Origin of the sequence: Chthoniobacter sp. (genome assembly GCF_040003245.1) — a bacterium.
Lineage (GTDB): Bacteria > Verrucomicrobiota > Verrucomicrobiia > Chthoniobacterales > Chthoniobacteraceae > Chthoniobacter.
Genome location: NZ_JBDUCX010000047.1, coordinates 1 through 25,116 on the forward strand (window position 1 = coordinate 1; position 25,116 = coordinate 25,116).

Annotated in this window: 13 protein-coding genes; 8 read left to right on the plus strand and 5 right to left on the minus strand. The window is 62.8% G+C overall.

Annotated features, from left to right (window positions below; genetic code table 11):
* The 7 genes from ABJF10_RS08565 to ABJF10_RS08595 form a co-directional block, all read left to right on the plus strand.
* Window positions 1-656 (plus strand): MoxR family ATPase (locus tag ABJF10_RS08565; protein ID WP_348544133.1); only part of this gene is annotated, 656 nt, incomplete at its 5' end.
* A 15-nt stretch (window positions 657-671) separates the two neighbouring features.
* Window positions 672-1,568, plus strand: a complete 897-nt coding sequence (locus ABJF10_RS08570; RefSeq protein WP_348544134.1) for a DUF58 domain-containing protein — start codon at window positions 672-674, stop codon at window positions 1,566-1,568.
* On the plus strand, window positions 1,565-3,787 hold the full coding sequence (locus tag ABJF10_RS08575; protein WP_348544135.1) for a VWA domain-containing protein: 2,223 nt from the start codon (window positions 1,565-1,567) through the stop codon (window positions 3,785-3,787). Before ABJF10_RS08570 ends, ABJF10_RS08575 begins: the two co-directional genes overlap by 4 nt.
* A complete protein-coding gene (locus ABJF10_RS08580) occupies window positions 3,784-6,546 on the plus strand; it encodes a VWA domain-containing protein (protein ID WP_348544136.1) in 2,763 nt (920 codons plus the stop codon). The genes ABJF10_RS08575 and ABJF10_RS08580 overlap by 4 nt, the downstream gene beginning before the upstream one ends.
* Window positions 6,547-6,611: 65 nt before the next feature.
* Window positions 6,612-10,565 carry an SUMF1/EgtB/PvdO family nonheme iron enzyme gene (locus ABJF10_RS08585; protein ID WP_348544137.1) on the plus strand — a complete coding sequence of 1,318 codons (3,954 nt, stop codon included), beginning with the start codon at window positions 6,612-6,614 and terminating at the stop codon, window positions 10,563-10,565.
* 403 nt (window positions 10,566-10,968) lie between these two features.
* The gene (locus tag ABJF10_RS08590) at window positions 10,969-16,182 is read left to right on the plus strand and encodes a hypothetical protein (protein WP_348544138.1); all 5,214 of its coding nucleotides are present in this window, start codon (window positions 10,969-10,971) and stop codon (window positions 16,180-16,182) included.
* A 56-nt stretch (window positions 16,183-16,238) separates the two neighbouring features.
* Window positions 16,239-17,264 carry a prenyltransferase/squalene oxidase repeat-containing protein gene (locus ABJF10_RS08595; protein WP_348544139.1) on the plus strand — a complete coding sequence of 342 codons (1,026 nt, stop codon included), beginning with the start codon at window positions 16,239-16,241 and terminating at the stop codon, window positions 17,262-17,264.
* 102 nt (window positions 17,265-17,366) lie between these two features.
* Here the strand turns inward: ABJF10_RS08595 and ABJF10_RS08600 are convergent, their stop codons facing one another.
* Window positions 17,367-17,801, minus strand: a complete 435-nt coding sequence (locus ABJF10_RS08600; protein WP_348544140.1) for a DUF5069 domain-containing protein — start codon at window positions 17,799-17,801, stop codon at window positions 17,367-17,369.
* A 164-nt stretch (window positions 17,802-17,965) separates the two neighbouring features.
* Here ABJF10_RS08600 and ABJF10_RS08605 point away from each other — a divergent pair, with 164 nt between their 5' ends.
* Complete coding sequence (locus ABJF10_RS08605; protein WP_348544141.1) at window positions 17,966-19,291, plus strand: response regulator; 1,326 nt, start codon at window positions 17,966-17,968, stop codon at window positions 19,289-19,291.
* 12 nt (window positions 19,292-19,303) lie between these two features.
* On the opposite strand, the gene ABJF10_RS08610 is transcribed toward ABJF10_RS08605, so the two are convergent.
* The 4 genes from ABJF10_RS08610 to ABJF10_RS08625 all read right to left on the minus strand — a co-directional run bounded on the left by ABJF10_RS08610 (window position 19,304) and on the right by ABJF10_RS08625 (window position 24,319).
* Window positions 19,304-19,450, minus strand: coding sequence for a hypothetical protein (locus tag ABJF10_RS08610; RefSeq protein ID WP_348544142.1), 147 nt, complete (start codon window positions 19,448-19,450; stop codon window positions 19,304-19,306).
* A 54-nt stretch (window positions 19,451-19,504) separates the two neighbouring features.
* Complete coding sequence (locus ABJF10_RS08615) at window positions 19,505-21,025, minus strand: hypothetical protein (protein ID WP_348544143.1); 1,521 nt, start codon at window positions 21,023-21,025, stop codon at window positions 19,505-19,507.
* Between the two features lie 258 nt (window positions 21,026-21,283).
* Entirely contained in the window at window positions 21,284-21,490 is a 207-nt protein-coding gene (locus ABJF10_RS08620) for a hypothetical protein (RefSeq protein ID WP_348544144.1), read from the minus strand.
* 48 nt (window positions 21,491-21,538) lie between these two features.
* Window positions 21,539-24,319 (minus strand): PA14 domain-containing protein, encoded by a 2,781-nt coding sequence (locus ABJF10_RS08625; protein ID WP_348544145.1) that lies wholly within the window; start codon window positions 24,317-24,319, stop codon window positions 21,539-21,541.
* Window positions 24,320-25,116 lie beyond the last annotated feature (797 nt).

Consider the following 25,116-nt stretch of genomic DNA (forward strand, 5'->3'; position numbering starts at 1 on the left):
AGATCAACCGCACGCCGCCGAAGACGCAGGCGGCGCTGCTCGAGGCGATGCAGGAGCACTCGGTGACGGTGGGCGGGCACACGCTGAAACTGGAGGAGCCGTTCTTCGTGCTGGCGACGCAGAATCCGATCGAGCAGGAGGGCACCTATCCGCTGCCCGAGGCGCAGAAGGACCGCTTCATTTTCCTCGTGAAGGTGGAATATCCCGAGCGCGAGCACGAGCGGCAGATCATCGCGCGCACGACGGGAACTTTTGAAGCGGACTTGCAACCGGTCATCAACGGGGAGCAAATCCAGCAATTGCAGAAAGTGGTGCGCAAGGTGCCGGTGCCGGATCACGTGATGGATTTCGTGCTCGATATCGTGCGCTTCACGCGGCCGAACAATCCAGATGCGCCGGCGTGGGTGAAAGACTTGGTCGACTGGGGCGCGGGCCCGCGCGCGTGCCAGAACATCGTCCTCGCGGCGAAAGTGCGCGCGGTTTTGCGCGGACGGTTTCACGTCACCGATGACGACATCGAGGCGCTGGCGTTGCCGGTGCTGCGACATCGCGTCGTGCCGACGTTCAACGCCGAAGCCGAGGGCATCAAGGTGGACGACATCATCACGCGCATCGTGAAATCGGTGCCGCGGGGCGAATCGAAGCGCGTGCTGTAGGACCGACGGCTCCGCATGGCGCACGTCTCGGATTTTCTGACGCCCGCTGATCTGCAGAAGATCAGCAACCTGCAGGTCGTCGCCCGCCAGGTGGTGGAGGGCTTTTGCTCGGGCATGCACCGCTCGCCGCACAAAGGCTTCAGCGTCGAGTTCAAGCAGCACCGGCAATACGTCGCGGGCGATGAAATCCGGCACATCGACTGGCGCGTCTTCGGCCGCTCGGATCGTTTCTATATTCGCGAGTACGAGGAAGAGACCAACCTGCGGGCGACCATCCTGCTCGATCTGAGCGGGTCGATGAATTATGGGAAGAATGGGCTGACGAAGTACCATTACGCTACGCGTCTCGCGGCGTCGCTGGCTTACTTGATGATCGGGCAGCAGGACAGCGTGGGGCTAGTCACCTTCGACACCAAGATTCGCAAATACATTCCACCGCGCTCACGCGTGTCGCATCTGCGCGTGCTCATCGATGAATTGCAGCGCGGCGAACCGGGCGGGGAAACGGAACTCGGCGACGTGTTTCACGATCTCGTGCCGAAGCTGCACCGGCGCGGATTACTGGTCATTTTGTCGGACTGCTTTGGCAATGTGCCCTCGCTCCTCAAGGCACTGGCCCACTTCCGTCACGCGCACCATGAAATCCTGATCTTCCAAATCTGGGACCGCGATGAACTGGAGTTTCCGTTCAAGCAATGGACGCAATTCGAGTCGCTGGAAACGGCCGGTGCGAAGCACTTGCTCGACCCCGTGCTCTTGCGCGAAGCGTATCTCGCGAACCTCGAGAATTTTCGCGGCGACCTCCTCCGCGGATGCCGGCGGCACAAGATCGACCTCGTGCCGTTCGTCACCGATCAACCGTACGCCGAGGCGCTCGCGGCGTATGTGAGCCGGCGGAGGACGCGGGGATGAGCTTTCTCAACATCGCGCTGCTCGGCGGCGTCCTCGCGCTGGCCATCCCGATCATCATTCATCTCTTCCACAAGAGTCGTTTCCAGATCGTCAAATGGGGTGCGATGCATTTGCTCGAAGCGGTGCTGCGCACGAACCAGCGGCGGATCAAGATCGAGCAGCTCATTCTGCTGATCATTCGCGCGGCGATCCCGGCGCTGCTGGCGCTGTGCATGGCGCGGCCGGTGTGGAAGGGGATGCACAAGCTGGTCGGCGAATCGCGCACGTCGACGGTCATCCTGCTCGACAATAGTTACTCGATGGCGGCGAGCCGGGCAGGCACTTCCAATTTCGCGCTGGCGAAGGACGAGGCAGCGCGACTGCTCAATGAATTGCCACGCGGCTCCGATGCCCAGGTGGTGCTGATGGGTGAGGGCGGAGCGCCGTTGCTCGATGAACCCACCTACGACCTCGCGCGGCTCACGCAGGCGCTGAAGTCGATCGAGGCGAGCTACGGCACGGCCACGGTGCCTGCCGGGCTGGATTTTGCGACGAACGTTTTCGGCCAGATGCACGAGTCCAGCCGGAACCTCGTGGTGATGACGGATTTTCAGCGCATCAGTTTCGAGGCCACGGAGGACTCGGAGGTCGGGCAGATGCTCGATCGCCTGCGCAAGCTTCCGCTGCCGCCGGAGGTCACGTTTTTCGACGTGGGCAGCGAAGTGAAAGACAACGTGGCGATCGAGTCGCTGGATTATTCGCGGCTGATGGTGGGGATCGGGCAGAAGATTCAGGTCCGCGCGAACCTGCGGAACTTCGGCGACGCGCCGTATCAGGATCTGCGCGTGTATTTCAAGGCGGATGGCAAGGAGCGCTCCATGGCGCAGATTCGGCTCGGGCCGCATGAAAAAGGACAGGTGTTGTTCACGCACGCGTTCGAGTCGGCGGGCTCGCACATCGTGGAGGTGGTGGCGGATGCCGATCCGCTCAAGGCGGACAACAGTTATCTCGCGAGCATTCCCGTGCGGGACAAAATCCCGGTGTTGCTGGTCAACGGCGACCCGAGCGCGGAACCCTTGAAAGGCGAGACCGACTTCGCGGAAATCGCGCTCCAACCGTACAGCGCCACGGGGCGGGTGGCCCTGGCCGATCTCATTTCCACGAAAGTCGCGCGGACAGAAAACATCGATGCCGCGGGAATCAACGCATCGGCCGTGGTGGTGCTCGCGAATGTGCGGCAGCTTGACGGTGGGCAATTGCACGCGCTGGAGGAGTATGTGCGCAACGGGGGCGGGCTGCTGATTTTCCCGGGCAATCGCGTGGACGCCGCATGGGCGAACGCCAACCTTTTCAAGGATGGCAAGGGCCTTCTACCGCTGGCGATGGGCGCGCTCGGCGGGGACCTGAAGGAAGCCGCACCAGCGATCGGCATCGTGTCCCAGCGCTTCGACCATCCGGCGCTCGATCTCTTCAACGATCCGCGCAACGGCACGGTCTCGGACGCGTCAATCAAGATGTGGTACCGGCTGAAAGAACCGGCGGCAGCCAGCGCAAATGCGCCGGCCATCGTGGCCCGGTTGACGAGCGGCGATCCGTTTCTGGTGGAGAAGCAATTTGGCGACGGTCGCGTCATCCAGTGCGCGGTGCCGTGCGATGCGGACTGGAGCAATCTGCCGATGCGCCCATTCTATTTGCCGATGATGCAGCGGCTGGCGATCTACCTGGCCTCGACGGTGTTCCCGCCGCGCAATCTCGAGGTGAGCAAACCGCTGGTGGCGTTCCTGCCCGTGGGCGATGCAGGGAAGAAAGCCTCGCTGATGCTGCCCGATGGCACGACGCGCGAACTGCCGGTGGTGAAGAAGAACGAGCGCGGCGTGGTCGAGTATGGGCGCACGCAGCAGCCCGGTCTCTACACGCTGACCGCGCCGAGCGGGACGGCGACGCATTTCGTGGTGAATACTTCGCGGCGGGAATCGGATCTCCAGGAATTGACGGACAACGAGATCGCGGATTTCGCCAAGTCGCATCGCGTATCGGTGGTGCACTCCGGCGCGGAGTACAAGCAACTGGATCGCTCGCGGCGCTTCGGCAGCGAATTCTGGCGCCCGCTGCTCGGGCTGCTGCTCGTGCTGATTTTTGCCGAGATCTTCTTGCAGCAACGCTTCGCGCGGGTCCGCCGGACGAAGACGGATGATGGCTTTCCGCAAGGCATGCCGAGGAGGCATGGGGCGCGGCTATGAACCCCGCGCACGTGCAGACATCGCTGCGTTTCGTCGGAGACTGGCCTTGGTACGTGGCCTTCGGACTGGCACTGCTCCTCGGGGCGGCCGCGTGGTATCTATATCATCGCGAGATGCAGGGGCGGCATTGGTGGCAGCGCATCCTGCTGCCCTCGCTACGGGCGCTGGTGGTGGCGATGATCGTGGTGATGCTGTCCGGCCCGGTGCTGCACCATCGGAAGATCATCGGGCAACTTTCCCGGCTGCTCCTCTTCGTCGATGGCTCGAAGAGCATGGGGCTCACCGATACCTCGATGAGCACGGGGCGGAAGATTCTCATCTTGCAGCGGCTCGGGCTGTGGCGGTCCGACGCGGTGAAGATGGATCTGCCGCAGGCTGCAGAGTCCCTCGCCGAAGCCCAGACTCTGGCGGGAAAGGGGCAGGAAAGCGTTGCCGCCAACGCCGACGGATGGCGAACCCTGACGCGCGATTTCGAAGCGAAGATCAACGCGGCGCGGGACGCCCTGGCGCGAGCGGGATTTGAACCGGACCGGCTGGATGCCTTCGTGCGCGAGCTGGGCGTTTCCGCTCGCGAACTGGCCAGCCGCGAGGTGAAGCAGCTCGACGATCGCAATCGCGCGGCCCAGGACCTCCGGCGTCTCGGCGAGGCGGCCGCGCGCTGGCAGAAGGAAGTGAACGCGCGTTTCGATCAGAATCTGCAGGCCCTGTCGCCGGGAGAGAACTCACCGCTGAAAACGGCGTTGTCGAAGTTCGACGGACTCGCGCGCTGGCAGCGTTTGCAGTCGCTCTTGCTGGAAGGGGAGAAAGAAAAATTGCTCGGGCGGCTGAGCGAAAAATTCGATGTGCGATTGATCGAAATCGACGGCGCGGAACCCAAGAAGCTGTGGCAGCCGACCGGCCGCGACTCGACCCTGCCGACAGGCCTGCCGCAGCCGGAAGGCGAGATCACCAATCTGGCCACGGCCCTGAAAAGCGCGGCGAGCAACGATGGCAAGCAGGAGCGCGGGGCGGTGGTCCTTTTCAGCGATGGCCAGCACAACGAAGGCGAGTCACCCGCGGAAGTGGCGAAGATCCTGGCGGCGCGGGGACTGCCGATTTACACCGTCGGCTTTGGCGGCGACGTGCGGCCGCGCGATCTGGCGGTGGTGAAAATCGACGCGCCGGACGCCGTGTTTTTCGAGGACCGGATCTCGGGGACGATCACGCTGAAAGACGATTTTCCGGCGGGAATTCCATTCACGGTAATGGTGCAGGACGGGGACAAAGTGCTGTGGCAGCAGCAGCTCATTTCCGAAGGGAGCAACTTGCGCAAGGTGCCGTTTTCCTTTCCGCTGAGCGAGACGGTGCAGGAACGGCTGAAAAATAAATCCGCGGATACGCAACTGACCTCCGTGCCGTTGGAATTGAAGGTGAGCGTATCGAACGTGGAAGGGGACCGCGAGCCGGGGAACAACTCGATGGCCCTGCGCGTGCGGGCGCTCACGCAAAAGCGTCACATCCTGATCCTCGATGGGCGTCCGCGCTGGGAGACGCGATATCTGCGCAATATGTTCGACCGCGACGAACAGTGGCAGGTGAACACAGTCATCGCGGGCACGACGGCCGGTGAGCCGGGCTTTCCGCGGGGCGAAAAGGACGGGCAATTCCCGAACGATCCCGCAATCTTGCAGCCTTACGATCTGATCCTTTTCGGCGAGGTGCCGCGGGCGCTCTTCAAGGACGAGGAGCTGATTTGGATCCGGGACTTCGTGGCGAATCGCGGTGGCGCGCTGGTCTTCATCGATGGGCCGCGGATGCGCCTGAAAGAATATGTGGGCACCGCCCTGGCGCCGCTCTTTCCCGTGGAATGGAAGACGGCGCCCGCGCGAGAGCCCGGCATGAAGCTGTCCCTCAGCGAGCGGGCGGCCACGATGGCGCCCTTCGCGCTTTCGCCGGAAAAGACTCAGAACGCGGAAGTATGGGCCAACCTGCACGCCCCGCACTGGCTATCCGGCGCCACGGCGCTGCCCGGCGCGGAGACGCTGGTGGAAGCCAGCGTCGGCGGCAAGAAGCTCCCGGCGGTCGTCACGCGACCCTTCGGCGCGGGGAAGGTGATGTATCAGGCCTTCGACGATTCCTGGCGCTGGCGCTACGAGGTCGCGGACCAATATCACGTGCGCTATTGGAATCAGATCGCGAACTGGATGGCGGAACTGCCCTTCGCCGTGCGCGACAAACTCATCTCGCTCGATGCCGGTGCCCTGGTCTATCGACCCGGCGACTCCGCCGATTTGCGGGTGCGTCTGCGTGACGGGCAGGGACGGCCGGTGACGAATGCCGCGGTGGATGCGGTCCTTTTCCGCGATGGGCGCCGCGTGGCCACGATCCGCTTGATTCCCGAGGAAAATGCGGGCGGTCTTCTTCGTGGACGCACCGCCGCGCTGGAACCGGGGAGCTATGAGGTCGCCGTGGAATCGGCGGCCATCGCCGAGCGCGATTCCAAGGCGCGGACGAGTTTCAAGGTCGAGCCGCTGGAAACCGGCGAGCTCACACAATTGAGCCTGAACGAAGAATTGCTGCGCCAGATGTCGGCGCTCACGGGCGGCGAATATCTGCGTGAAGAGAACATCGACCGCCTTGTGGAATTGCTGGCCCCGATGAGCCAGGGTCGCGTCGTCGAGAGCGACACCGTCCTCTGGCAGAGCTATTGGTGGTTCCTCCCCATCGTGCTGCTGCTCACCGCCGAATGGATCATCCGCAAGCGCGTGGGCATGCTGTGATCATTCGTTGACGGTGTGAGAAATAGCGCGCAATGCTCCTGATTTCCCGGTAGCCTCCGCCGGGTATGAGCCTTGAAGGCCAGCAACTTGGGGAGTTTGAGATTCTCGAATGCCTGGGGCAGGGCGGGATGGGTGCGGTTTATAAGGCGCGGCAGATTTCGCTCGATCGCTTCGTGGCCCTCAAGACGCTGCAAGCCGCGTTGGCCGGTGATGTGGAGTATATCACGCGGTTCCAGCAGGAGGCGAAGGCAGCGGCGGGGTTGAATCACCCGAACCTGGTGCAGGTTTACTCCGCCGGGGAGAGCGAAGGGCTGCACTGGTTTGCCATGGAATACGTCGAGGGAGAATCGGCCAAGGTGCGGCTCCAGCGCAAGAAGCGCCTCAATCCGCTGGAGGCCATCGCCATCATCATCCATGTGGCGACCGCGCTCGACTATGGCTGGCGCAAGGCGGCTCTCATCCATCGGGACATCAAGCCCGATAACATTTTCCTGTCTGGCGATGGGGAGGTGAAGCTGGGCGACCTGGGGCTGGCCAAGAGCGTCGGCCAGGGGCAAGGACTGACCACGACCGGAGCCACGATGGGAACGCCGCACTATATGAGTCCGGAGCAGGTGGAGGCGCGCGAAGACGTGGACCTGCGAACCGACATCTACAGCCTCGGATGTACGCTCTTTCACCTGCTCAGCGGCCAGCCGCCTTACAGCGCCAACAGTGCGGTGGCGGTCATGATGAAGCATGTCACCGCGCCCGTCCCGGACTTGCGCGAGGCGTGGCCCGAGTGCCGTGGGGAACTGGCGGCCGTGGTGGGGAAGATGATGCAAAAGCGGCCGGCCGATCGGCCGCAAACATATGGGGTGGTGAATGCGGAACTGCAACGAGCCTATGCCCTGTTGACCGGCACATGCGTGCCCACCGCGGTCACGACGACGCAGCCCCCCGCGCCAGGACGGAAACTCGTTGGCGGGCAGGGGAAGAGATCGATGCCGCTGGCAGCTTGGATCGGCGGTGGCATCGCCCTGCTCGCGGCCATCGGAGCGCTGTTTCATTTCGCCACCGGGGAAAAAGGTGGCGCTGCCTCCGCAGGGGCACCCGCCGCTGTGTCCCCCACATCCGCAGGCGACGGTGAAAAGAAAGGGGCATCTGACGCAGCGTCGCCCTTCCTGCCAGCAACGCCGTCCCGTGGCACCCCCGTAGCGATCGCGACCACACCACGGCCGCAAGCCACTTCGGCGCCCACTACACCCACGCCTTTGGCGCAACCCACAGGTCCTTCCACGCCAACCCCAGCCACCGCTCCCAAGCCGATGACCGAAGTGGAGAAATGGTTCACCCAGGTGGACCAGCCGCAGGAGGAGGCGCTGCAAAAGCAAGTATGGGCGCCCTTCAAGGCCGGCGTCGCCGAACTGCGGGCGCGCTATCTGGCGATACTCGACACGGCCAGTTCCAAAGCCACCGCCGCCGGCCAACTCGAGGAAGCGCTCGCGTGGCGTCTGGAGCGGCAATCCTTTGAGAAAGCGCCCACCGTGGCCGCAGACACGGCGGATACGCCAGCCGTCTTGAAGCCTGGCCGGGTGGAATTCCGTCGGCTAATCGCGCAGTTGGACCAGACCCGCGTGCTCCGCGCCAAGGCGCTCCTGGAGCCTTACGATGCCATCCTGGCGAAAAACCAGATCCTTCTCACCCAGCATCAACGTCTCGACGATGCGTTGCGAATCAAGACCAAACGCGAAGAAATTGCCCTCGCCTGGCTGGGGCCCTCGCCGTTTTTTGCTGCCTCCCCGATTCCCGCTTCACGATGGACGGACGTGCTCGCCTTGGTGGATTTGGTGGCGGCGAGAAACGCCGGGGGAGCCTCCAACATCTGGGAGCGCACGGCGGCCGGGATCGAGTTCAAGAAATCGTCCCAGGAGCTTCCTTACATCAGTGGATTCGAGGTTCCCCTGGCCCAAGGCAGCTTCGCGATCGAGACGGAGTTTACCTGCTTCGAAACCCCGCAGTTTATCGGGATAGCGATTCCCGTGTTCGGGCAAGCATCCGCGAGCGGGTGGATTTCCTCCCGGAGCGGCTACGCGGGGATTGGCAAGGTGGACGGGAACGACCCCATGGCGAACCTCGCTCCCGGGCTGGCGGCGCCGTTTCAAGTGCAGCCTCGTCAACGCTACAAGATGCGGATGGAAGTGCGACGCGTTCCCGAGGGCGTGGACCTCCAATTCGCGTTGGGTGACACCGTGGTCGGCTCCTATCGCGGACCGGCGAATCGCCTGAAGCTGAGCACTGCCTGGACGATCCGGGACGATGCGAAGTCGGCGTGGATCGGAACAAATGCCCCCACCGTATTTCACACCCTGAAAGTGATTTCCCGGGAAGACATCGCGCCCGCCGAACAGGTGGCTCCACCCGCGCCCGTTGCTGGAAACACTCCTGCTCCGTCCGTCCGAATTTCACCTCTCGCCACGACTCCCATTCCGGCTGGGAACGGTGCACCCGTGACCGCCACCAAAGAAGCCCCCTTCGTGAATTCGCTCGGAATGAAGTTTGTGCCCGTGCCGATCACCGGAGGGCCAACGAATGGCAAGCGCGTGCTATTCGACGTGTGGGATACCCGGGTGCAGGACTACCAAGGATTTGCGCAAGAGGTCGGACGGAAGTGGTCGAAGGTGGGCTTTGAGCAAGGACCCACCCATCCCGCGGTGAATGTGAGCTGGGACGATGCGAAGGCCTTTTGCGCGTGGTTGACGGAGAAAGAGCGGGCTGCCGAGAAAATTGGCGCGCAGGACGCGTATCGGCTGCCGAGTGATCATGAATGGAGCTGCGCAGTGGAGATTGGGTCGAAAGAAAAGGCAGAGGAGAGCCCTGACGCGAAGAGCGGAAGGATCGAGAATATCTATCCTTGGGGCACGCAGTGGCCACCACCGGAGGGAGCTGGAAACTATGGTCCCCTAGTCCAGGCCGATCAGTTTGGATATACGTCGCCGGTGGGCAGTTTTTCGGCGAACCGATATGGCCTTTTTGATCTGGGAGGCAACGTGTGGCAATGGTGCGAGGATCGATTCGATACGCAACAGAATGACCGTGTCCTCCGGGGTGGTTGTTGGAATGCCAACGACCGTGGCTATGCTTTGTCGTCGAGCCGTTTTCACTACGCGCCAGGAAGTTGGTACAACGGCGCCTTCGGCTTCCGTTGTGTCCTGATGATTTCCAGCGGTAGCGATCTGAAGGCGGCGCAGGCTCCTTTGATTCCTGCACCCGCCGCGAAGGAAGTGATGGCGAAACGACTGGCATCAGTGACCAAGGAATCGCCTTTCGTCAATTCTCTCGAAATGAAGTTTGTCCCTGTGCCGATTGCCGGTGGCCCCACGGAGGGGCAGCGCGTGCTCTTCAGCGTCTGGAAGACGCGAGTGCAAGACTACGAAGTATTCGCGAAAGCCAGCGGGTTGGATTGGCCGAGTGCGGGCTTTGAGCAAGGGCCGACTCATCCCGCGCTCATGGCGAGTTGGCAGGATGCGAAAGCCTTTTGCGCGTGGCTGACGAATAAAGAGCGGGGCGCAGGGGCGATCGGTCCGCTGGACGAGTACCGGCTGCCGAGCGATCATGAGTGGAGCTGTGCGGTGGGGATTGGGGCAAGGGAGCGTGCGGCGATGTCGCCGGCGGAGAAAAGCGGGAAGATCAGCGAGACATTTCCGTGGGGTGGTCAATGGCCGCCGCCGAAGGGCGCCGGAAACTATGGCCCGTCGCTCGAGATCGATAAGTTTGAACAGACATCGCCCGTGGGTAGTTTTCCGCCGAATCGGTTTGGGCTCCGTGACCTGGGTGGCAACGCTTGGGAGTGGTGCGAGGATTTGTTCGGCCCGGGCCCAAGAGATCGCGTGCAGCGGGGCGCCTCGTGGTACGACCCTAACCGTGAAGTTCTCCTGTCGTCGTTTCGTACTTCCCGCGACCCCGCCGCCCGCCTCCACACGGTCGGCTTCCGCTGCGTTTTGATGATTGCACAGAGCACCCGGCCACCGCGCCCATGATGGCCGCTTCCGTTGTATCCGGGATGCGTCTGCGCATAAGGCCTGCTTGCACGAAGATTTGTGTTGACAAACGGATTTCTATGTACTAGAGTGCATTCTGCTCGGAGAGGTGTAATTCAAGAGCGTGGAACAATTGAGGTCCGGCTGATGGGTCGGAGGTCGCCATTCAAGGTAAATCAAGGCTTATAAAGCCTATTCAAGGTTGAATTTTTTTCTGACAAGCCTTTAAGAATCGCATTATTATGGGTGCTTATGGATGGGGTGAAAATGTTCCACGCCCTTGTCCGACCGCGCTATCATCGTGAGCGATCTTCGGGGCACCGATGACCGTTTCTCTCTAGCCATGGCAAAGAATTCCATTGGAGAAGAGTTAACCTCTGGGAATACTGATCCCCGAACCCCATTGAGCACACCTATCGATCCGCTGATCCTTGAGAAACTGCAGGCCTTTGCCCAGCGGCGGCGGAAGCTGATCGTGCGACGGGGGATCTATGCGGCGGTGGCGACGCTGCTGGTGGCGATGATGGTCGTGGCGTTTATGGACTGGGCGTTTGTGTTGCCGGATGCGGTCCGGTGGACGCTGAGCGGCGGGGCGTACCTGGCGATCATCGTGGTGGAATGGCGCTCTTGCTGGCGCCTGCTGCTCCGGGCCCCGGGGTCGCGGCAATTGGCCCGGCTGATCGAGCATGCGGAGCCGAAGCTGCGCGAGGATCTGCTGTCGGCCGTGGAGCTGGGCGACGAGGCGCCGGGAGCGGTTTTCGATTCAGAGCAGTTTCGGGCGCTGGTGCAGACGGACGTGGCGGCGCGGGTGGAGAAGCTGGACGTGGAGCAATTGCTCCCGACCACGCTGCTCCGGCGCTATGCGTTCATCGCCGCGGGTATTGGCGCGGCTTGCGTGGTGGCGTTTGCGCTCACGGGTTTTCAATTTGGCACGTTGATGATGCGCGCGCTGCTGCCGATGGCGAACTTTGCGCGCGTCTCGAAGGTGAAGGTGAAAATCGTCGAGCCTTCGCCCGCGGAGATGCGCGTGGCGCAGGGCGATACCCTGCCGCTGATCATCGAGCTTTCCGGACAGTCGTCGAACAAGGCCACGCTCGAGACTTTCACCCCGAGCGGGGGACGCGAAGTGGTGCCGATGACGCCGCTGGCGCGCGACCGCTTTTCCGCCACCATCCAAGTCGGGCGCGAGAATGTCTTTTACCGCGTGCGGGCGGGCGATGCGCTGACGAAGAAGTATCAGCTCGAAGCGGTGGCGCGCCCGGCAGTGGTGGAGTTCCAAAAGGCCTACACCTATCCCGGCTACGCGAAGCTGGAACCGAAGACGGTGACCGAGGAGAACGGCGACATCACGGCGCTGGAGGGTTCGCAGGTCGAACTGCGTCTGCGGACGAACCAGAAAGTGCGCGACGCGGAGCTGCGGATCGAGCAGGGGAAGAAGAACATCGTGGTGCCGTTGGTCATGCAGGGGGATATGCTGACGGCCAAAGTGCCGATCGATGCCTCGGGGATTTATCGGGTGCATCTTGTGGGAGCGGAAAGCGGATTTGAGAACAAATTCAGCCCGGAATATGAGCTGCGCGCGGAGCCGGATCTGGTGCCGCAAGTCGAACTGGAGCTGCCGAAACAAGATCTGATCCTGCCCTCGAACGAGATCGTGGACGTGCAGGGATCGGCCTCGGACGACTTCGCGCTGGCGAAGGTCTCGCAGATGGTGAAGATCAATGACGGGAAGTGGAAGGAGACAACGCTGGCCACGGACTCCGGCGTAAAGACGAAAGTGAAGCGGCGCTGGGACCTGTTTGAGCAAGGGGTGAAGCCCGGCGATTTGGTGACGATGAAACTGGTGGCCTTGGACTTGAAGGGCAACCGCGCGGAGTCGCGCCCGCTGCAAGTGACGATCACGGCCGCGGGCTTCGAGACGAAACGACTGCAGGCGCTGGGCTCCTACGGGCAGCTACTCGAGATGCTCAAGACCGAGCAGACCGCGGCGGCGGCGCTGGTGAAGCAGGCCAGCGAGGCGCGCCTGCAATTCGACCGTTTGGGCGATGGCGACCCGCAGCGCAAGCAGGTGCTGATGCCCGCCTCGGCGAGCGTTGAAGATCTCGTACAGAAGAATGCGGACGCGATGAAGCAGCTCGCGACGGTGCTGCGCGACGCGGCGGCCGGGCATGAGAGCGGCGACCTCGCATTGATCGGCAGGGCGCTGGCCCGGGCGAACCGCGTGGGTATCGAGGCGGCGCGGCGCAATTTGGAAGTGCTGGGGAATAATCCGGCGCTGCCGATGGCGCGCGAACTCATGAATGACGCTTTGATCGGGGTCGTGCGCGCAGAGCAGATCCTGCGGCAGACGACGGACGGTTGCCGGACGACGCTCACGTCGGAGGAGATCGATGTGCTACAGGAGAATCTGCAGGTGGTGGCGCAAGAGCAGGAGCGGTTGCAAAGCCTGGCCCACCAGAGCGGTACGGATACCGAGAAATGGGCGCCGGTGGCGAATCGCTTGCGCGTGGTGCTGGCGGAGTTGCGTGGGCTGGAAGATCTTTCCGGGGGTGCGGCGGAACACGGGACGCGGGCCATGGCCGACCGGATGCGCAATTTGCAAAAGCTGCTGAACAAGCGGCGCACGGTGCTGGAAACCGCTCTTGCCGGGAAACCGGGCGTCGAGTTGCTGGGGCCGACGATGGAACTGTCGCAAGCGATTACCGATGCCACGCACCAGGCGCTCGACATGGCGCGGGATTCGCGTCCGCAGACGGTGGAAGTGCTCAAGGTGATGGAGCGTGAAGCGGAGGCGACGTATAGCAGCTTTGAGCAATTGCGGGCGGACAATGAGCGGCTGTTACGCAACGACCGGATGCCGGTGGAGGTCGGGAATACCTTGATCGATGGCCGCTGGGCCGCGCATCTCGATGCCTGGAAAAGCCGGGGCGACGTCGAGGAATGGCGCCCGGATGCGGATAGTTATTTCGTCAATGATGTGCGGTTGACGACGCGCGTGCTGCAAGCGTTGCGTGACCGAGTCGCGGGCGAAAAGACGCAAACTTGGGCCAAGGATCTGCAGGCCATCGAACGGAATTTCCGGGTGCTGGAAAGTGGACACGTCTTGCAGGAACTGGTTGATGGCGTGGAGCACCTCGCGGTGGGCGAGCGCTGGGAGATTTACAATCCGAAATCGCGCACGACGAGCCCACATGACTGGGCGTGGCTGGGCGAGCGGCTGCGGGTTTTGCCGGAGGAGGTAGGTCGGGCGCTGGACTTCGAGGAGCGCCGGGCACTGGGACAGGCGACGCAGAAGATCTTGGGGGAGGCGCAGAACCAGGAGTTCACACGCTCTCTCCAGCGCGAGATGGATGAGCGCTTCAACATCGGCCGCGCGCCGGTGAGCGCGAAGGATCAAGCGGATCAATTGGCGGAGTATCTGAAGAAGGGGCTCGAACTTTTCCGCGAGCCGATGGAGCAGGCCCGGAAGAGCCTCGCCGAAAAGACGCCGACGCTGGCCGAGACGATGAAGCAGCTCGCGAAAAAGACGGACGATTTAAAGGACAAAACGACGAACCAGGCGCAGCAGGCTTCCGAGAAATTGCCGGACGAGGCGAAAGCGGATGCCCGACAGGTGCTCGCCGAGCAACAGCGGCTGAACCAGCAGGTGGAATCGCTGAAAGACGCCTTGCGCGCGGACGCAAACCAACAGGACGTCTTGAAGAAAGAAGGGCGGGATCGGGCCCGCGATGCGGACGATACCGTGGCCATGCTTCGCGAGCCGCCGCAACGGGCGGAAGAAGACCTTGCGCTGGCGGCGAAGAGCGATAAAGCGGCGACGCAGGAGCAGGCGCTCAACCAAGCCGCGGAGCAGCAACAGAAGCTCGCGCAGGCGCTCAAACAGGCGGCGGAACACTACGACGCGCTGGATCAGGGAAAACCGGACGAGACCCGCCTGGCCCTCCGCGCGACCGAGCAGCAAAATGGGGTGAAGGAGCAGCTCGACCAGGATTACGCCAAGGCGGAGCAAATAGCGAAGCTGGCGCAGGCCTCACCGGAGGAGATGCTGGCTCAACTGGAGAAGGCGTTGCCGCAAAACCCGCAGATGCAGAAGGAATTGAGCGCCATCTCGCAGAACACCTTGAAAGGCGCGGCGGAACAACTCAAGCAGGCCAGTGCCCAGGAGAATAACGTAGCGCAGAACGTCCAGAAGATGACGGCGGAGGAAAAAGCGCAAGCCGCTGCGGCGGCGGCACAGCAGAACCCTCAAGCGAATGCGCCCAACGCGCCAAATGCCCAGCAGCCGAATGGGCAGCAGGCTAATGCGCAACAACCGGCGCAGAATGGCAATCCCCAGCAGGCCGCCACACCCCAGCCGGGGCAGCCCCCAGCCGCGCAAAACAACCCGGCGTTGACGCAGGCCGCGCAGCAACAGACGCCCATTGGCAAAACGGCGGGGCAGGCGGCCGACGATGTGCAGCGCGCGGCGCGACATGAAGCGCGCTTGGAAAACAAAGTGGCGGGTGAGCAACTGGACCAACTCGGCAAGCAAATCGAGGCCACGGCGAAACAGCAGGTGCCGGATGCCCAACAGGCGCTACAGCAAGCGCAACAGGCGGCGCAAGCACAGCCCGCCGTGAATGCCGCAGATGCCGGATTGCAGAAGTCTCTCGAGAAGCTGTCGGCGATGGCCAATCCCGCGCAGGCATCAGCCGATGTGCAACCGCCAGGGCAGGAGAAACAGCCGGAGGCGGCCCCAGCCAATGCGGCAGCGCAACAACAACAACAGGCAGCAGCGTCCCAGCAAAGCAAGGCGGCGCAGCAAGCCAATGGCCAGCAACCGCCGAGTTCTCAACCAGCCAACGCTCAACAGGCCGGTGCAAAGCCGGCGAATAATAGTCAGCAGGCCAATGCCCAACAGGCGAACGGTCAATCACAGCAGAGCGCCGCGGCGCAGGCCGGACAGGCTGCGACTCCGCAAAAAGGGCAGAGTGGCCAGGCCGCACAAACGGCACAGGCCGATCAGGCCAGCCCGCAGAATGCGGAGGCGGATGCTATTCCGGCGGCTCTTGCGACACCACAGGAACAAGTATGGATGGCCCGCACGCTGGATGCACTCGACGCGGCCTTGAATTCGCATGCCGATGGCGAAGAGCAGCAGGCGAAAGCCGGCGGTCAGCAAAGCGGGAAAAGCGGTGACCAGAAGGGGAAGCAGGCGCAGGATGCGCAGGCTTCGCAACAGAATTCACAGTCGGCGCAGAATTCCGCCGCGCAATCGGCGGGATCGAAGCCGGCGCCGCAGTCGAGTGCGGCGGCCAGGGCGCAAGCGGCCATGGCCCAGGCAGCGGCGGCGGCGCAGCGCGCGGCGCGGTCGGAAGCGGGCGCGCCGAATCAGCCGGGCGACCCGCAGCAGGGAAGCTTGCAGGCGGCGTCGAAAGGCGGGGCGCAGTCGCCGGGAACGAGTGGCCCGCACGGGCTGCTGGGCGAGGCGAAAAACAAGGCGGGCGATTGGGGCAAACTGCCGAAGCAGATGGCCGAGCAATTGACGCAGGGCCAGCGCGAAGGAATGGCGGGCGAATATCGCAACCAGGTCGAGACGTACTACCGCGCGATTGCCGAGAAATCGAAGAAGCCGTGATGGGATTGCCGAATCAGCAACGGGGTTTCGGATGGCAAGCGATAGCGCGGAAAGTCATGGCCGTGATGCTCATCCTGCCGGCGATGACTTTGCGGGCGGAAGATAAAGTGGACGAGGCGATGGTGAAGGCGACGCGGTATTTGATGTCGACCCAGGATCCGGGGAGCGGCGGCATTCACAACAAGATGCGGCATGAGACGGCGATGACTTCACTGGCGATCCTGGCCATGGCGGCCTGCGGCAATCAGCCTTCCGACCCGACACCGGAAGGGGAGTCGATGCGCAAGGCGCTCGCTTTCGTGCTGCGGCCGGACGCACAGGAAAAGGACGGTTATTTCGGGCAGGCCGATGGCTCGCGGATGTACGGGCACGGCATCACCACGCTGATGCTCTCGGAGATGCTCGGCATGGGCGGAGACGCCGCGCAGGATGAAGTGATCCGGAACAAGTGCCGTCTGGCGATCGACCTGATTTTGCGGTCGCAGAAGGTCTCCAAGAACGACAGCAATCGCGGCGGCTGGCGCTATTCGCCAGACTCGGGCGACTCGGACATGTCGGTGACAGTGTGGCAGACGATGGCCTTGCGAGCGGCGAAGAATGCCGGGCTCGACGTGCCGAAGGCGGCGATCGATGACGCGGTCGGATACATCCGGCGGTTGTACCAGCCGGACACGGAAAATCGCGGCAACGTGAAAATGGGAGGCTTCGGTTACCAGACGAAGGGCCGGGAGATTTCGACAACTGCGGAGGGGCTGCTGGCGATGCAGGTGTGCGGGCAATATGACACCGAGGAGGTCAAGGGGGCGTCGGACCGGTTGCTCAAGGACGGCATTCGACCGGGGGAGCGCTGGTTCTTCTACACGACTTACTATTACTCGCAGGGGATGTATCAGCGCGGGGGCAAGCACGCGGATGCGGCCCGGCGACTGGTCGCGGATTTACTGCTGCCACTGCAATCGCGCGAAGGATGGTGGGAGGGGATCAACGGCGAGGAGCGGCAGGGCGGAAAGGTCTATGCCACGGCGATGGCGGTGCTGAGCCTTTCGGTGAAGGACCACTTCCTACCGATCTATCAGCGCTGAGGCTGGAGAAGATTGAACCGCAGAGACGCGGAGCAGAGGGAAGAAATTTACTTCTCTATGAGATTGAACCTGACCCCCCATCATTCTCCGCGCCTCGGCGGTTCAGCCCCGCTTCTCGACCGGGCGACCTTCGTCGGCGTCGATGTAGTCGAAGAAGGTCTGGACGTCGTCGCGGTTTTCGAGGCCGCCGTCGCGCTTGCGGATGACCAAGCGGGCGGAGGATTCGTCGTTCCAGCCGCGCTTGCGCATGAATTCGTTCCAAATCTCGATTTCCTCGGGGCTGGGCTGGCGGCCCTGGGCCACCGCCCAGGCAAAGATTTCATCGTCGCTGCCGCCTTGCTTCACCCGCTCGACCAGCGCGGGGTAATCGATCCAGAGGAAACTAATGGCCCGTCCGTCGAACCCGCCGCCGAGGTTCGCCTGGTAGTCCTGGGGCAGCTTTCCCGCGGCGTGCAGGCGGATTTTATCGAGCATGCGAGGGAAGTAGGAGATCCCGCTGGTTTGAGCGTAGGGGCTGCGCAGGTTGGGCACGTTCATGGGTGCGAAGGCTAGCGGATGGCTTTTCGCCGGACAAGCCCGATGCCGCCACGGATAAAAAGGAGGCTCGACGAAATGCCGTAATTCCTCTTCTCCTACTTGGACATCCGCCCAGTGGCACTCTTACTTATCTCTACGAATCAGCTACCCTCCGGCATTTCCTGATGAAGACGATCCTGCTGATCGATGACGACGAGATTTGCCGCAAACCCGCGGCGGAAGCGTTGCGCCGTGCCAAATGGGAGGTCATCGAGGCGGTGGATGGCGACCAGGGCGTAGAGCTGGCCTTCAAGCATCGACCGGATGTTATCCTGTGTGATTTACTGATGCCACGCAGCAACGGGTTCCACGTTTGCCGCGCGGTGCGGGAGAACCCAGCGACCAAGGACACCCGCATCATTGTGATCAGCGGGCGCGATTTTCCCTCGGACCGGCAGAGTGCGGCCGAAGCGGGGGCGGACGATTTTCTGGTGAAGCCGGTCGAGTTGGCGCAATTGCGCGAAGCCTTGGACAAGACGACTTCGATGCGCGGGGAAACCAAGGCGCCCGCGGCAACCGCGCCGGCACCGAACCCGAAGCCCGTGGCGGACCAGTCCACGGTGGTGAAATTCTGGGGTGTGCGGGGCTCGATCCCGACACCGGGCCAGACGACGGTTTTCTTTGGCGGCAATACCTCGTGCGTAGAAGTGCGCGCCGATGGCGAGATCATCATTCTGGATGCGGGGTCGGGAATCCGGCCACTGGGCGAGTCGCTGGCGGCGGAGTTTCGCGGGCAACCGATCGAAATCACCCTGCTCATCACGCACACCCACTGGGATCATATCCAAGGCTTCCCGTTTTTCCTGCCGGCCTACGATGCGCGCAATCGCGTGCACATTCTCGGCTACGAAGGGGCGCGCGAAGGCTTGGCGTCGACGCTCGCGGGGCAGATGGAGAGCCCCTACTTCCCGATCGCCCTCAAGCAAATGCCGGGGAATATCGTGATCGAGGAACTCAAGGAGATGACCTTCAATGTGGGCACGGTGCGCGTGGAGGCCTGCTTTTCGAATCACCCCGGGGTGTGCGTCGGTTACAAGCTCATCACCTCCAGCGGCACGATCGTGTATTTGCCGGACAACGAATCCTTCAACGAGAACACGGACAAAGCCCACGGCGGGGCGCTGCCGCGGAACCTCGAAAAAAATATCGCAGAATTTATCGCGGATGCGGATGTGCTGATCCTCGATTCCCAATACAGCGCCGACGAATACAAGGCGCACGTGGGATGGGGGCACGGCTGCGTGGACGACGTGGTGCAGATCGCGCTGAACAACCGCGTGAAGCGGCTCTTTCTTTTCCACCACGACCCGGCCCACGACGACCGCTACGTCTCCAACATGCTGATGCACGCCCGCGAGGTCGCGCAGAAGGCTGGCGGCAGCCTGCGCGTGGAAGCAGCCCGCGAGGGGGAGCAATTCGTGCTCACCCCGCGAGCGGTCAATGCGATGTGACCGGGTAGGGCGTTAGTTCGCCTTTTTCTTCGCCATGGGGGCTTTGCAGGAGGAGTCGCCGGCGGCGCAGCAGGAGGCGGATTTCTTCGGGGCGCTCGCGCAGGCGGGAAGGCTGAGAGCGAGGGCGGTGATGGCGAGGAGGCGTAGGGTGGTGGTCATGATGTGGTGGTGATGGGAGAGCAAATGGCAGATAGCAAATAGCAAATGGGGCGATCAGTTCGCCGGGATTTGATTGAGCGTATAGTAGGCGTCCGGGTGCAGGATGGGTTCACCGGTGGCGGACTTGACGCCGGGGAGATGCAACTCGTGGACGTGGCCTTCCATCAGGCCATCGACCACGAGGCGGGCGCTCAAGCCGTCGGGTGCCACGGTCACGCTTTTGATCGTGGGCGTTGTTTCATCCACTTTCGGGCTGCCGTAGCTGGATTGGAAGATCGTGGTGTAGGTCTTGATCGTGTAGGACTTCGGGTCGGCCGCCGTCTGCGGATCAACGGGCTTGGTGAAGGTGAAGATGAAGCCGTCGGGCCGGGCGCGCATCTCGTGAATCTCGAAGGGCACCTGGCCGGTCCACACGAGCCGCTGGAGGGCGAAGGGATGCCCGCCGCGCGCGCCCCAGCCGCGATCGGTGCCGTAGACAAAGAGTGAGCCGTCATCCGCCCATTCGACGGTGAGATTGCCGGAGTCGAAACCCTGGCGGAAAGGGAAGCAGGCGCCTTGGAAGCGGTCGTTCACTTTCTCGAGGAAGACGCGCATGACGGTGCTGTGCGATTGGTCGCAGACGAAGAGCTGCTTTTGAAACGGGCCGAATTTACCACCAGTCGTGTCGGCGACGAAGCCGCTCGCCGATTGTCCCATCTCGGGATACGGAAACATGATCGCCGGCGGCATGTACTCGGGAATGCGCTTCGCCTCCTTGTAAATGCGGCTGCCGCTTTCGGGCTCCTGCGGTTTCTTGAGGCCGGAGGCGGCAATGGCCTCCTTGGTCGCGGGATCGTCGAACCATTTCAGGCCCGCCGGATGCCCCATGAAATAGCCGGGGCGCAACTCCTTGAGTCCATCGGCGCCATTCCACGGCCCCTGGTTGTCGGTGTAAAACATCACGCCATCGGCATCGGTACCGATCCCGCCGGGAGAGCGGATGCCGCTGCACGTCGGCACCCATTTACCATCGGGCGTGAGACGAAAACACCAGCCGCGAAACGGGCTGTTGCTGTTGAAGGAGCCGGTGAGGCAGAGCACGATCCAGAGGTCGCCCTTTTTGTCGAACTTCGAGCCGAAGGCATACTCGTGGTAATCGCCGTTGATGCCCCACGGATCGCCGACGGTCTCGAAGAGATCGGCGCGCCCGTCACCGTTGAGATCCTTCATGCGCGTCTCTTCGCCGCGCTGCGTGGCGTAGATCCAGCCGTCCTTCGCGGTGATGCCGAGCACTTCATGCAGCCCGCTCGCGAACTGGGTGAACTTCAAGTGCGCGGGCGGGTCTTCCAGGGTGTTGTCGACGAAATAGATGTCGCCCTGCCGGGTGGAAGCGGCGAGGCGGCCCTTGCCCATCCATTGCAGGGCGCCCGCCTCCAGCGAGACGCCCTCGGGAACCGGCAGAGTCACGATGCGATAGTATTGCGCTTCCGCTTCCTTGAGCGCGGGCGTGGCGGTGTCATCCGCGAAAGCAGAAGAGCACAACAAGCGCCCGGCGAAGAGGCATGCCGGGAGGAGGAAAAATGAGAAATGGCGCATCGGGGGAAAGTCAGCGGAGGGTCAGCTTATCGATAGAAAGGATGAAGATGTGTTTCACGGGACCGTCGACACGGTAGGTGATGCTCCAACGCCCAAATCGCCTGGCACAAAAATCGAATCCACCAAGGGTCCAGGTAAGATCACAGTTTTCAGGAAAAGCGGCGATATGCTCAATGTGGTCCGTGAGCACGGCCCGCTCGCGTGGGGTCGCGGCCCCAAACACGGATAGCGCATCGTCTGCGACAAAGAACCGGTATTTCAAAGTCCTTCTATATTCCGGCGCTCGTGCAAGGCCTTCACTTGCTCCTCGGAAGACCATCCTTCGGTAACTTCGGCCCGCCGCCGTATCTCCTCCCGCCAGGCCGGGTCCGCGGTGTGTCGCAGAAACTCGACGTGCAACGCCAACTCCTCCAACTCTATGGGAGTGAGTTGCTTTGCGGACTCCTTCATTTCGGTCAGGCTCATGGCAAGTGGTGAAAGGATAGTAGATTTTCAGCATGCTCTCAAGGGCGCTTACCAGGTGATTTCCTCGAGGAGTTTCGCCTCGCTTCCGGTGAAGGTGAGCGGGACGAGTAATTCAAACTTCTCTTCACTGCCGCGAATGATCGGCTTCGCGCCGGGGAACTTCAGCTTCAACGTCTCGTCGACGGCAAAGACGCCGTCGGTTACCTTGATGCGCTTGCCCACGGCGGCACGGAAGAAAAGCCGCTCGACGGGTTTTTCCGCGTGCACAGTGATGGTGCGGTGGAAGCTCGCATCGTTCCCGCTGGCGACGGCCACGGGATAGTCTTCCACGCTGAGGCCGTTCCAGCCGTAGCGGAAGGTGGGCCGGCGCTGGTCGTCGAGCGCGTAGCCGTGGAACTGCCAGCCGGCGGCCTTGCCCGAGTCCTTGGGCCAGGCGCTGCTCTCGCTATCGAGCACCGCGAAGGGCGGTCCGGACGGGCCCGGCACGATGTTGCTGCCCAGTGGTTTTTCGAAGCCTTGTCCGCGGCCGGTGCGGTGGCGGGCGGCGTCGATAAACGCGCCCTGCCAGATGAGGGCGAGGCGCATGTCGTCGGCATCAAAGGCGAGGTTGGCCTTTTCCGGATAGCCGACACCGATGGCGCGCGGGCCGGCGCCCTCGATGAAATTGCGATAGATGATCGCTTCCTTGTCGGCGACGAGTTCCATCTTGCCCTGGATCAAGCCGGGCGGCAGATCGGTGAAATTCTTGCGGGCAAGGTAACTCCAGATGGCGAAGATTTGCTTCTCCGTGTTGCCGTGGAGGATGTCTTTGTTGGACGCCTCGCCGTTCGGCCAGAAGGCTGGCATGCGCGTGCCGGGGCGGAGCGACTGAGGATCGAGCAGGTAGCGGCGGAACCAGTCGAACTTGAGCCGGTCGCCCGCGGTGGCGAGATCGAGCGCAGGCACGCCGAGCGACTTGTTGCCGGCGAACATGTGGCACGAGATACAGGTGAGGCCACCGACGCCGATGAGCTTGCGGCCGGCTTTGTTGGCGTCCACGGCCACGCCCGGGGCGAAGACATCGGGCTGCGGCGTCGCGTCGGGGCGGGAGTCGGCCTGGTCGAAAAGCGGGGGCAGATGGCCGACATTGGCCGCGCCGAATTGCGGCATCCGCGTGGCCATGTAGGGCCGCACCGCACCGCCCTCGGCGAGCACGGTCTTGATCCACTCAGGGCGCAGCTTGGCGCCGACGCCGTTGAGGTGGGGCGGAAATTTACCTTCATCGCCGAGATCGACTTCGCCGACATTCGCGAAGTACTCGCGGTGCAGACCTTCGGGACCGCCGCGCCGGTCGCGGTTGTGGCAGGCATAGCAGTTCATCACCGTCATGGTGCGGATGATTTGCTGCTCGGGCGTGAGCGCGGCGCTGAGCGCCGCCTGCGCGCCGAGCTGGGCGAGGATGACGACGCGCTGGCGGTCGCCGATTTCGAAACGGGGCACGCCCGGTTTCACCTTGGTGCCCAGGCAGCCGGTGGGCTGGCGGCCATTGAGCTGGACCAGCGGTTTGGCATTGGGCGTGATGGCATCGATCGCCCATTTGCCCGTTAGATTGCCGTGGCAGCGTGCGCATTGCAGCGAAACGTAGTAGTTGGCGCCGGCGGCCGCCTTGCGCTCATCGACCGCAAATTCCGCATCGCCCACCGGCCGCATGGCCTGGCCTTCGTGGGACAGCACGTTCGCGGGAATCTCCTTCTTGCCGATGCCGGGGCCTTTCCAGGAGACCTTGAGCGCGGTTTGCCCACCGCCATCGTAATAGACGACGCGAATGGAGTGCTCGCCGACGGTGAGGGTGATCTTTCCATTGCGCTCGATATCGGGATGGATGCCGCCGTTGTCCGCCACCAATTGGTCATCGATGAAAAGCTGCGAGCCGTCGTCGGACTTGGTGAAGAATTCGTACTCGCCGTCCTTGGGGATAGTGATGACTCCCCGGAAACGCAGGGCGAAATCATTCTTCCGCTCGGCGACAGCGAGAGAAAAGGTGTCGGCGTTGCCGGAGGTTTTCGGGGTGAGCCGATCGAAGACCGGCAACTCGGGCAGTTGCACTTCGTAGTAGTCGTAGCTGAGGCCGGGCAGGCGGGCGGCGTTGCCGGATGGGGCTTGGGCCCGCAGGAGATACATGGCCACTGCTCGCGCCTCGGCGGGGTTGAGCTTCAGCGACGGCATCCGCCCACCGGGGCGGGATTTCAGCGGATCGCGAAGGAATTCAGCCAGCTCGGAGACCGTGTATTTCTTCGCGAGATTGCCCAAGGGGACGGAGGTTTTCGCCAGTTCAGCGAGCCCGTCCTTCGCGTCCGGCTTGCCGGGAGGGGCTTCCTCCGGCGCATGGCACTGCACGCAGCCGACGGTGTGATAAAGCGTGCGGCCGAGATTGGTGGCCGCCGCGCTTTGGCCGATGGCCTGCGGCTTGGCCGAGCCGCGCAGCGAGACGAGGAAATGGGTAAGGGCTTCGGCGGCCTCGGCACGGGCCGGTTCGTCCAGGCTGGCCAGCATGTCCGGCATGAGCGTGGCGGGCTTTTCCTTCTGCGGATTCAGCAAGAAGTCGCGCAGCCATTGCGGGGTCGCCTTGACGCCATGGGCGACGTCCAGCCGCGGCGAGGGACGGGAAGCGAGGCGCCCCTTGACTGGCCCGGGATCATGGCAGGCAGCGCAATTCATTTCGCTGATCAGATATTCGCCGGGGTCCACGCCGGCGTGCGACACGCCCGCCAAAGCGAGGAAAAGAAGGGCACCCGCAGCGGTCAGGCAACGTGCTGCGGAACGACGACAGGAAAAAAGGGTGGGGGACATCACAGAAACAGCGGCGCCGTGAATAACCTCCCGGGCGATGCGTTGCTAGAGGTAGTTTGAGAAAAGGAGGTTGGGGACGGTTCGCAGGGCGTGGAAGCTGGAAAAATTGGAGGCACGACTGGGCACGATTGGGCACGATTGCTCTGGATCGGCAGAAGGGGCGGAGGGTCCACGAAAGAGCACGAAAAGGTGGTGGTAGGATCGTGGAATTTCGAAAGGCTTAATCCGGTGGGATCGGGTGGGATTTCCTCTGTAAACAGGGGTGGGATTTGAGGTGGAGCGGTCGATTTGGAGTGAGCGGATGATACCATCTCTGAGAATTGTTCTGACGGTGGAGGCGGATAGGCTTGAGGAGAAAGAGTAGGAATGAGGAAAGCAGGAAAGCAGGAGCCGAGGCTTGGTGAACCGCAGATCATGCCGGGGCGAAGACGGGCGGCATAAACGCCCATGGCGCAATGGGGGCAAACCCCGGAGGCGGGCGGAGGTGGTTCGTCTGGTTCCTGATTCATCCTTCTTTGTGGAAACCGGGGTCGCGTGGGCCAGTCAGGTTAATGACGAAAGGTGATAGGGGTCCTGAGTCGGAAGTAGCCGGAACTCGCCGGATGTCGTCTGCAGGGCGTTTGGCGTCTGACGCAGACGCCCGATAGCTTCGCTGGGCGGGGTCATCGATGAGTCGGAACTGGTCGGATGTCCTCTGTAGAAGAGCGCCAGGAGCAGGGTGTACCCAGCCCAGCGTTCGGTGGTAATGCCTCTTAAAACTGCTCAAATTCATGGGTCGAAACTGGTCGGAACTCATC

Excerpts from the sequence above, each read along its gene's own strand:
- ABJF10_RS08570 (WP_348544134.1), top strand. The coding sequence starts at position 672 with ATGGCGCACGTCTCGGATTTTCTGACGCCCGCTGATCTGCAGAAGATC.
- ABJF10_RS08575 (WP_348544135.1), top strand. The coding sequence starts at position 1,565 with ATGAGCTTTCTCAACATCGCGCTGCTCGGCGGCGTCCTCGCGCTGGCC.
- ABJF10_RS08580 (WP_348544136.1), top strand. The coding sequence starts at position 3,784 with ATGAACCCCGCGCACGTGCAGACATCGCTGCGTTTCGTCGGAGACTGG.
- ABJF10_RS08585 (WP_348544137.1), top strand. The coding sequence starts at position 6,612 with ATGAGCCTTGAAGGCCAGCAACTTGGGGAGTTTGAGATTCTCGAATGC.
- ABJF10_RS08595 (WP_348544139.1), top strand. The coding sequence starts at position 16,239 with ATGGCCGTGATGCTCATCCTGCCGGCGATGACTTTGCGGGCGGAAGAT.
- ABJF10_RS08600 (WP_348544140.1), bottom strand. The coding sequence starts at position 17,801 with ATGAACGTGCCCAACCTGCGCAGCCCCTACGCTCAAACCAGCGGGATC.
- ABJF10_RS08605 (WP_348544141.1), top strand. The coding sequence starts at position 17,966 with ATGAAGACGATCCTGCTGATCGATGACGACGAGATTTGCCGCAAACCC.
- ABJF10_RS08610 (WP_348544142.1), bottom strand. The coding sequence starts at position 19,450 with ATGACCACCACCCTACGCCTCCTCGCCATCACCGCCCTCGCTCTCAGC.
- ABJF10_RS08615 (WP_348544143.1), bottom strand. The coding sequence starts at position 21,025 with ATGCGCCATTTCTCATTTTTCCTCCTCCCGGCATGCCTCTTCGCCGGG.
- ABJF10_RS08620 (WP_348544144.1), bottom strand. The coding sequence starts at position 21,490 with ATGAGCCTGACCGAAATGAAGGAGTCCGCAAAGCAACTCACTCCCATA.
- ABJF10_RS08625 (WP_348544145.1), bottom strand. The coding sequence starts at position 24,319 with ATGTCCCCCACCCTTTTTTCCTGTCGTCGTTCCGCAGCACGTTGCCTG.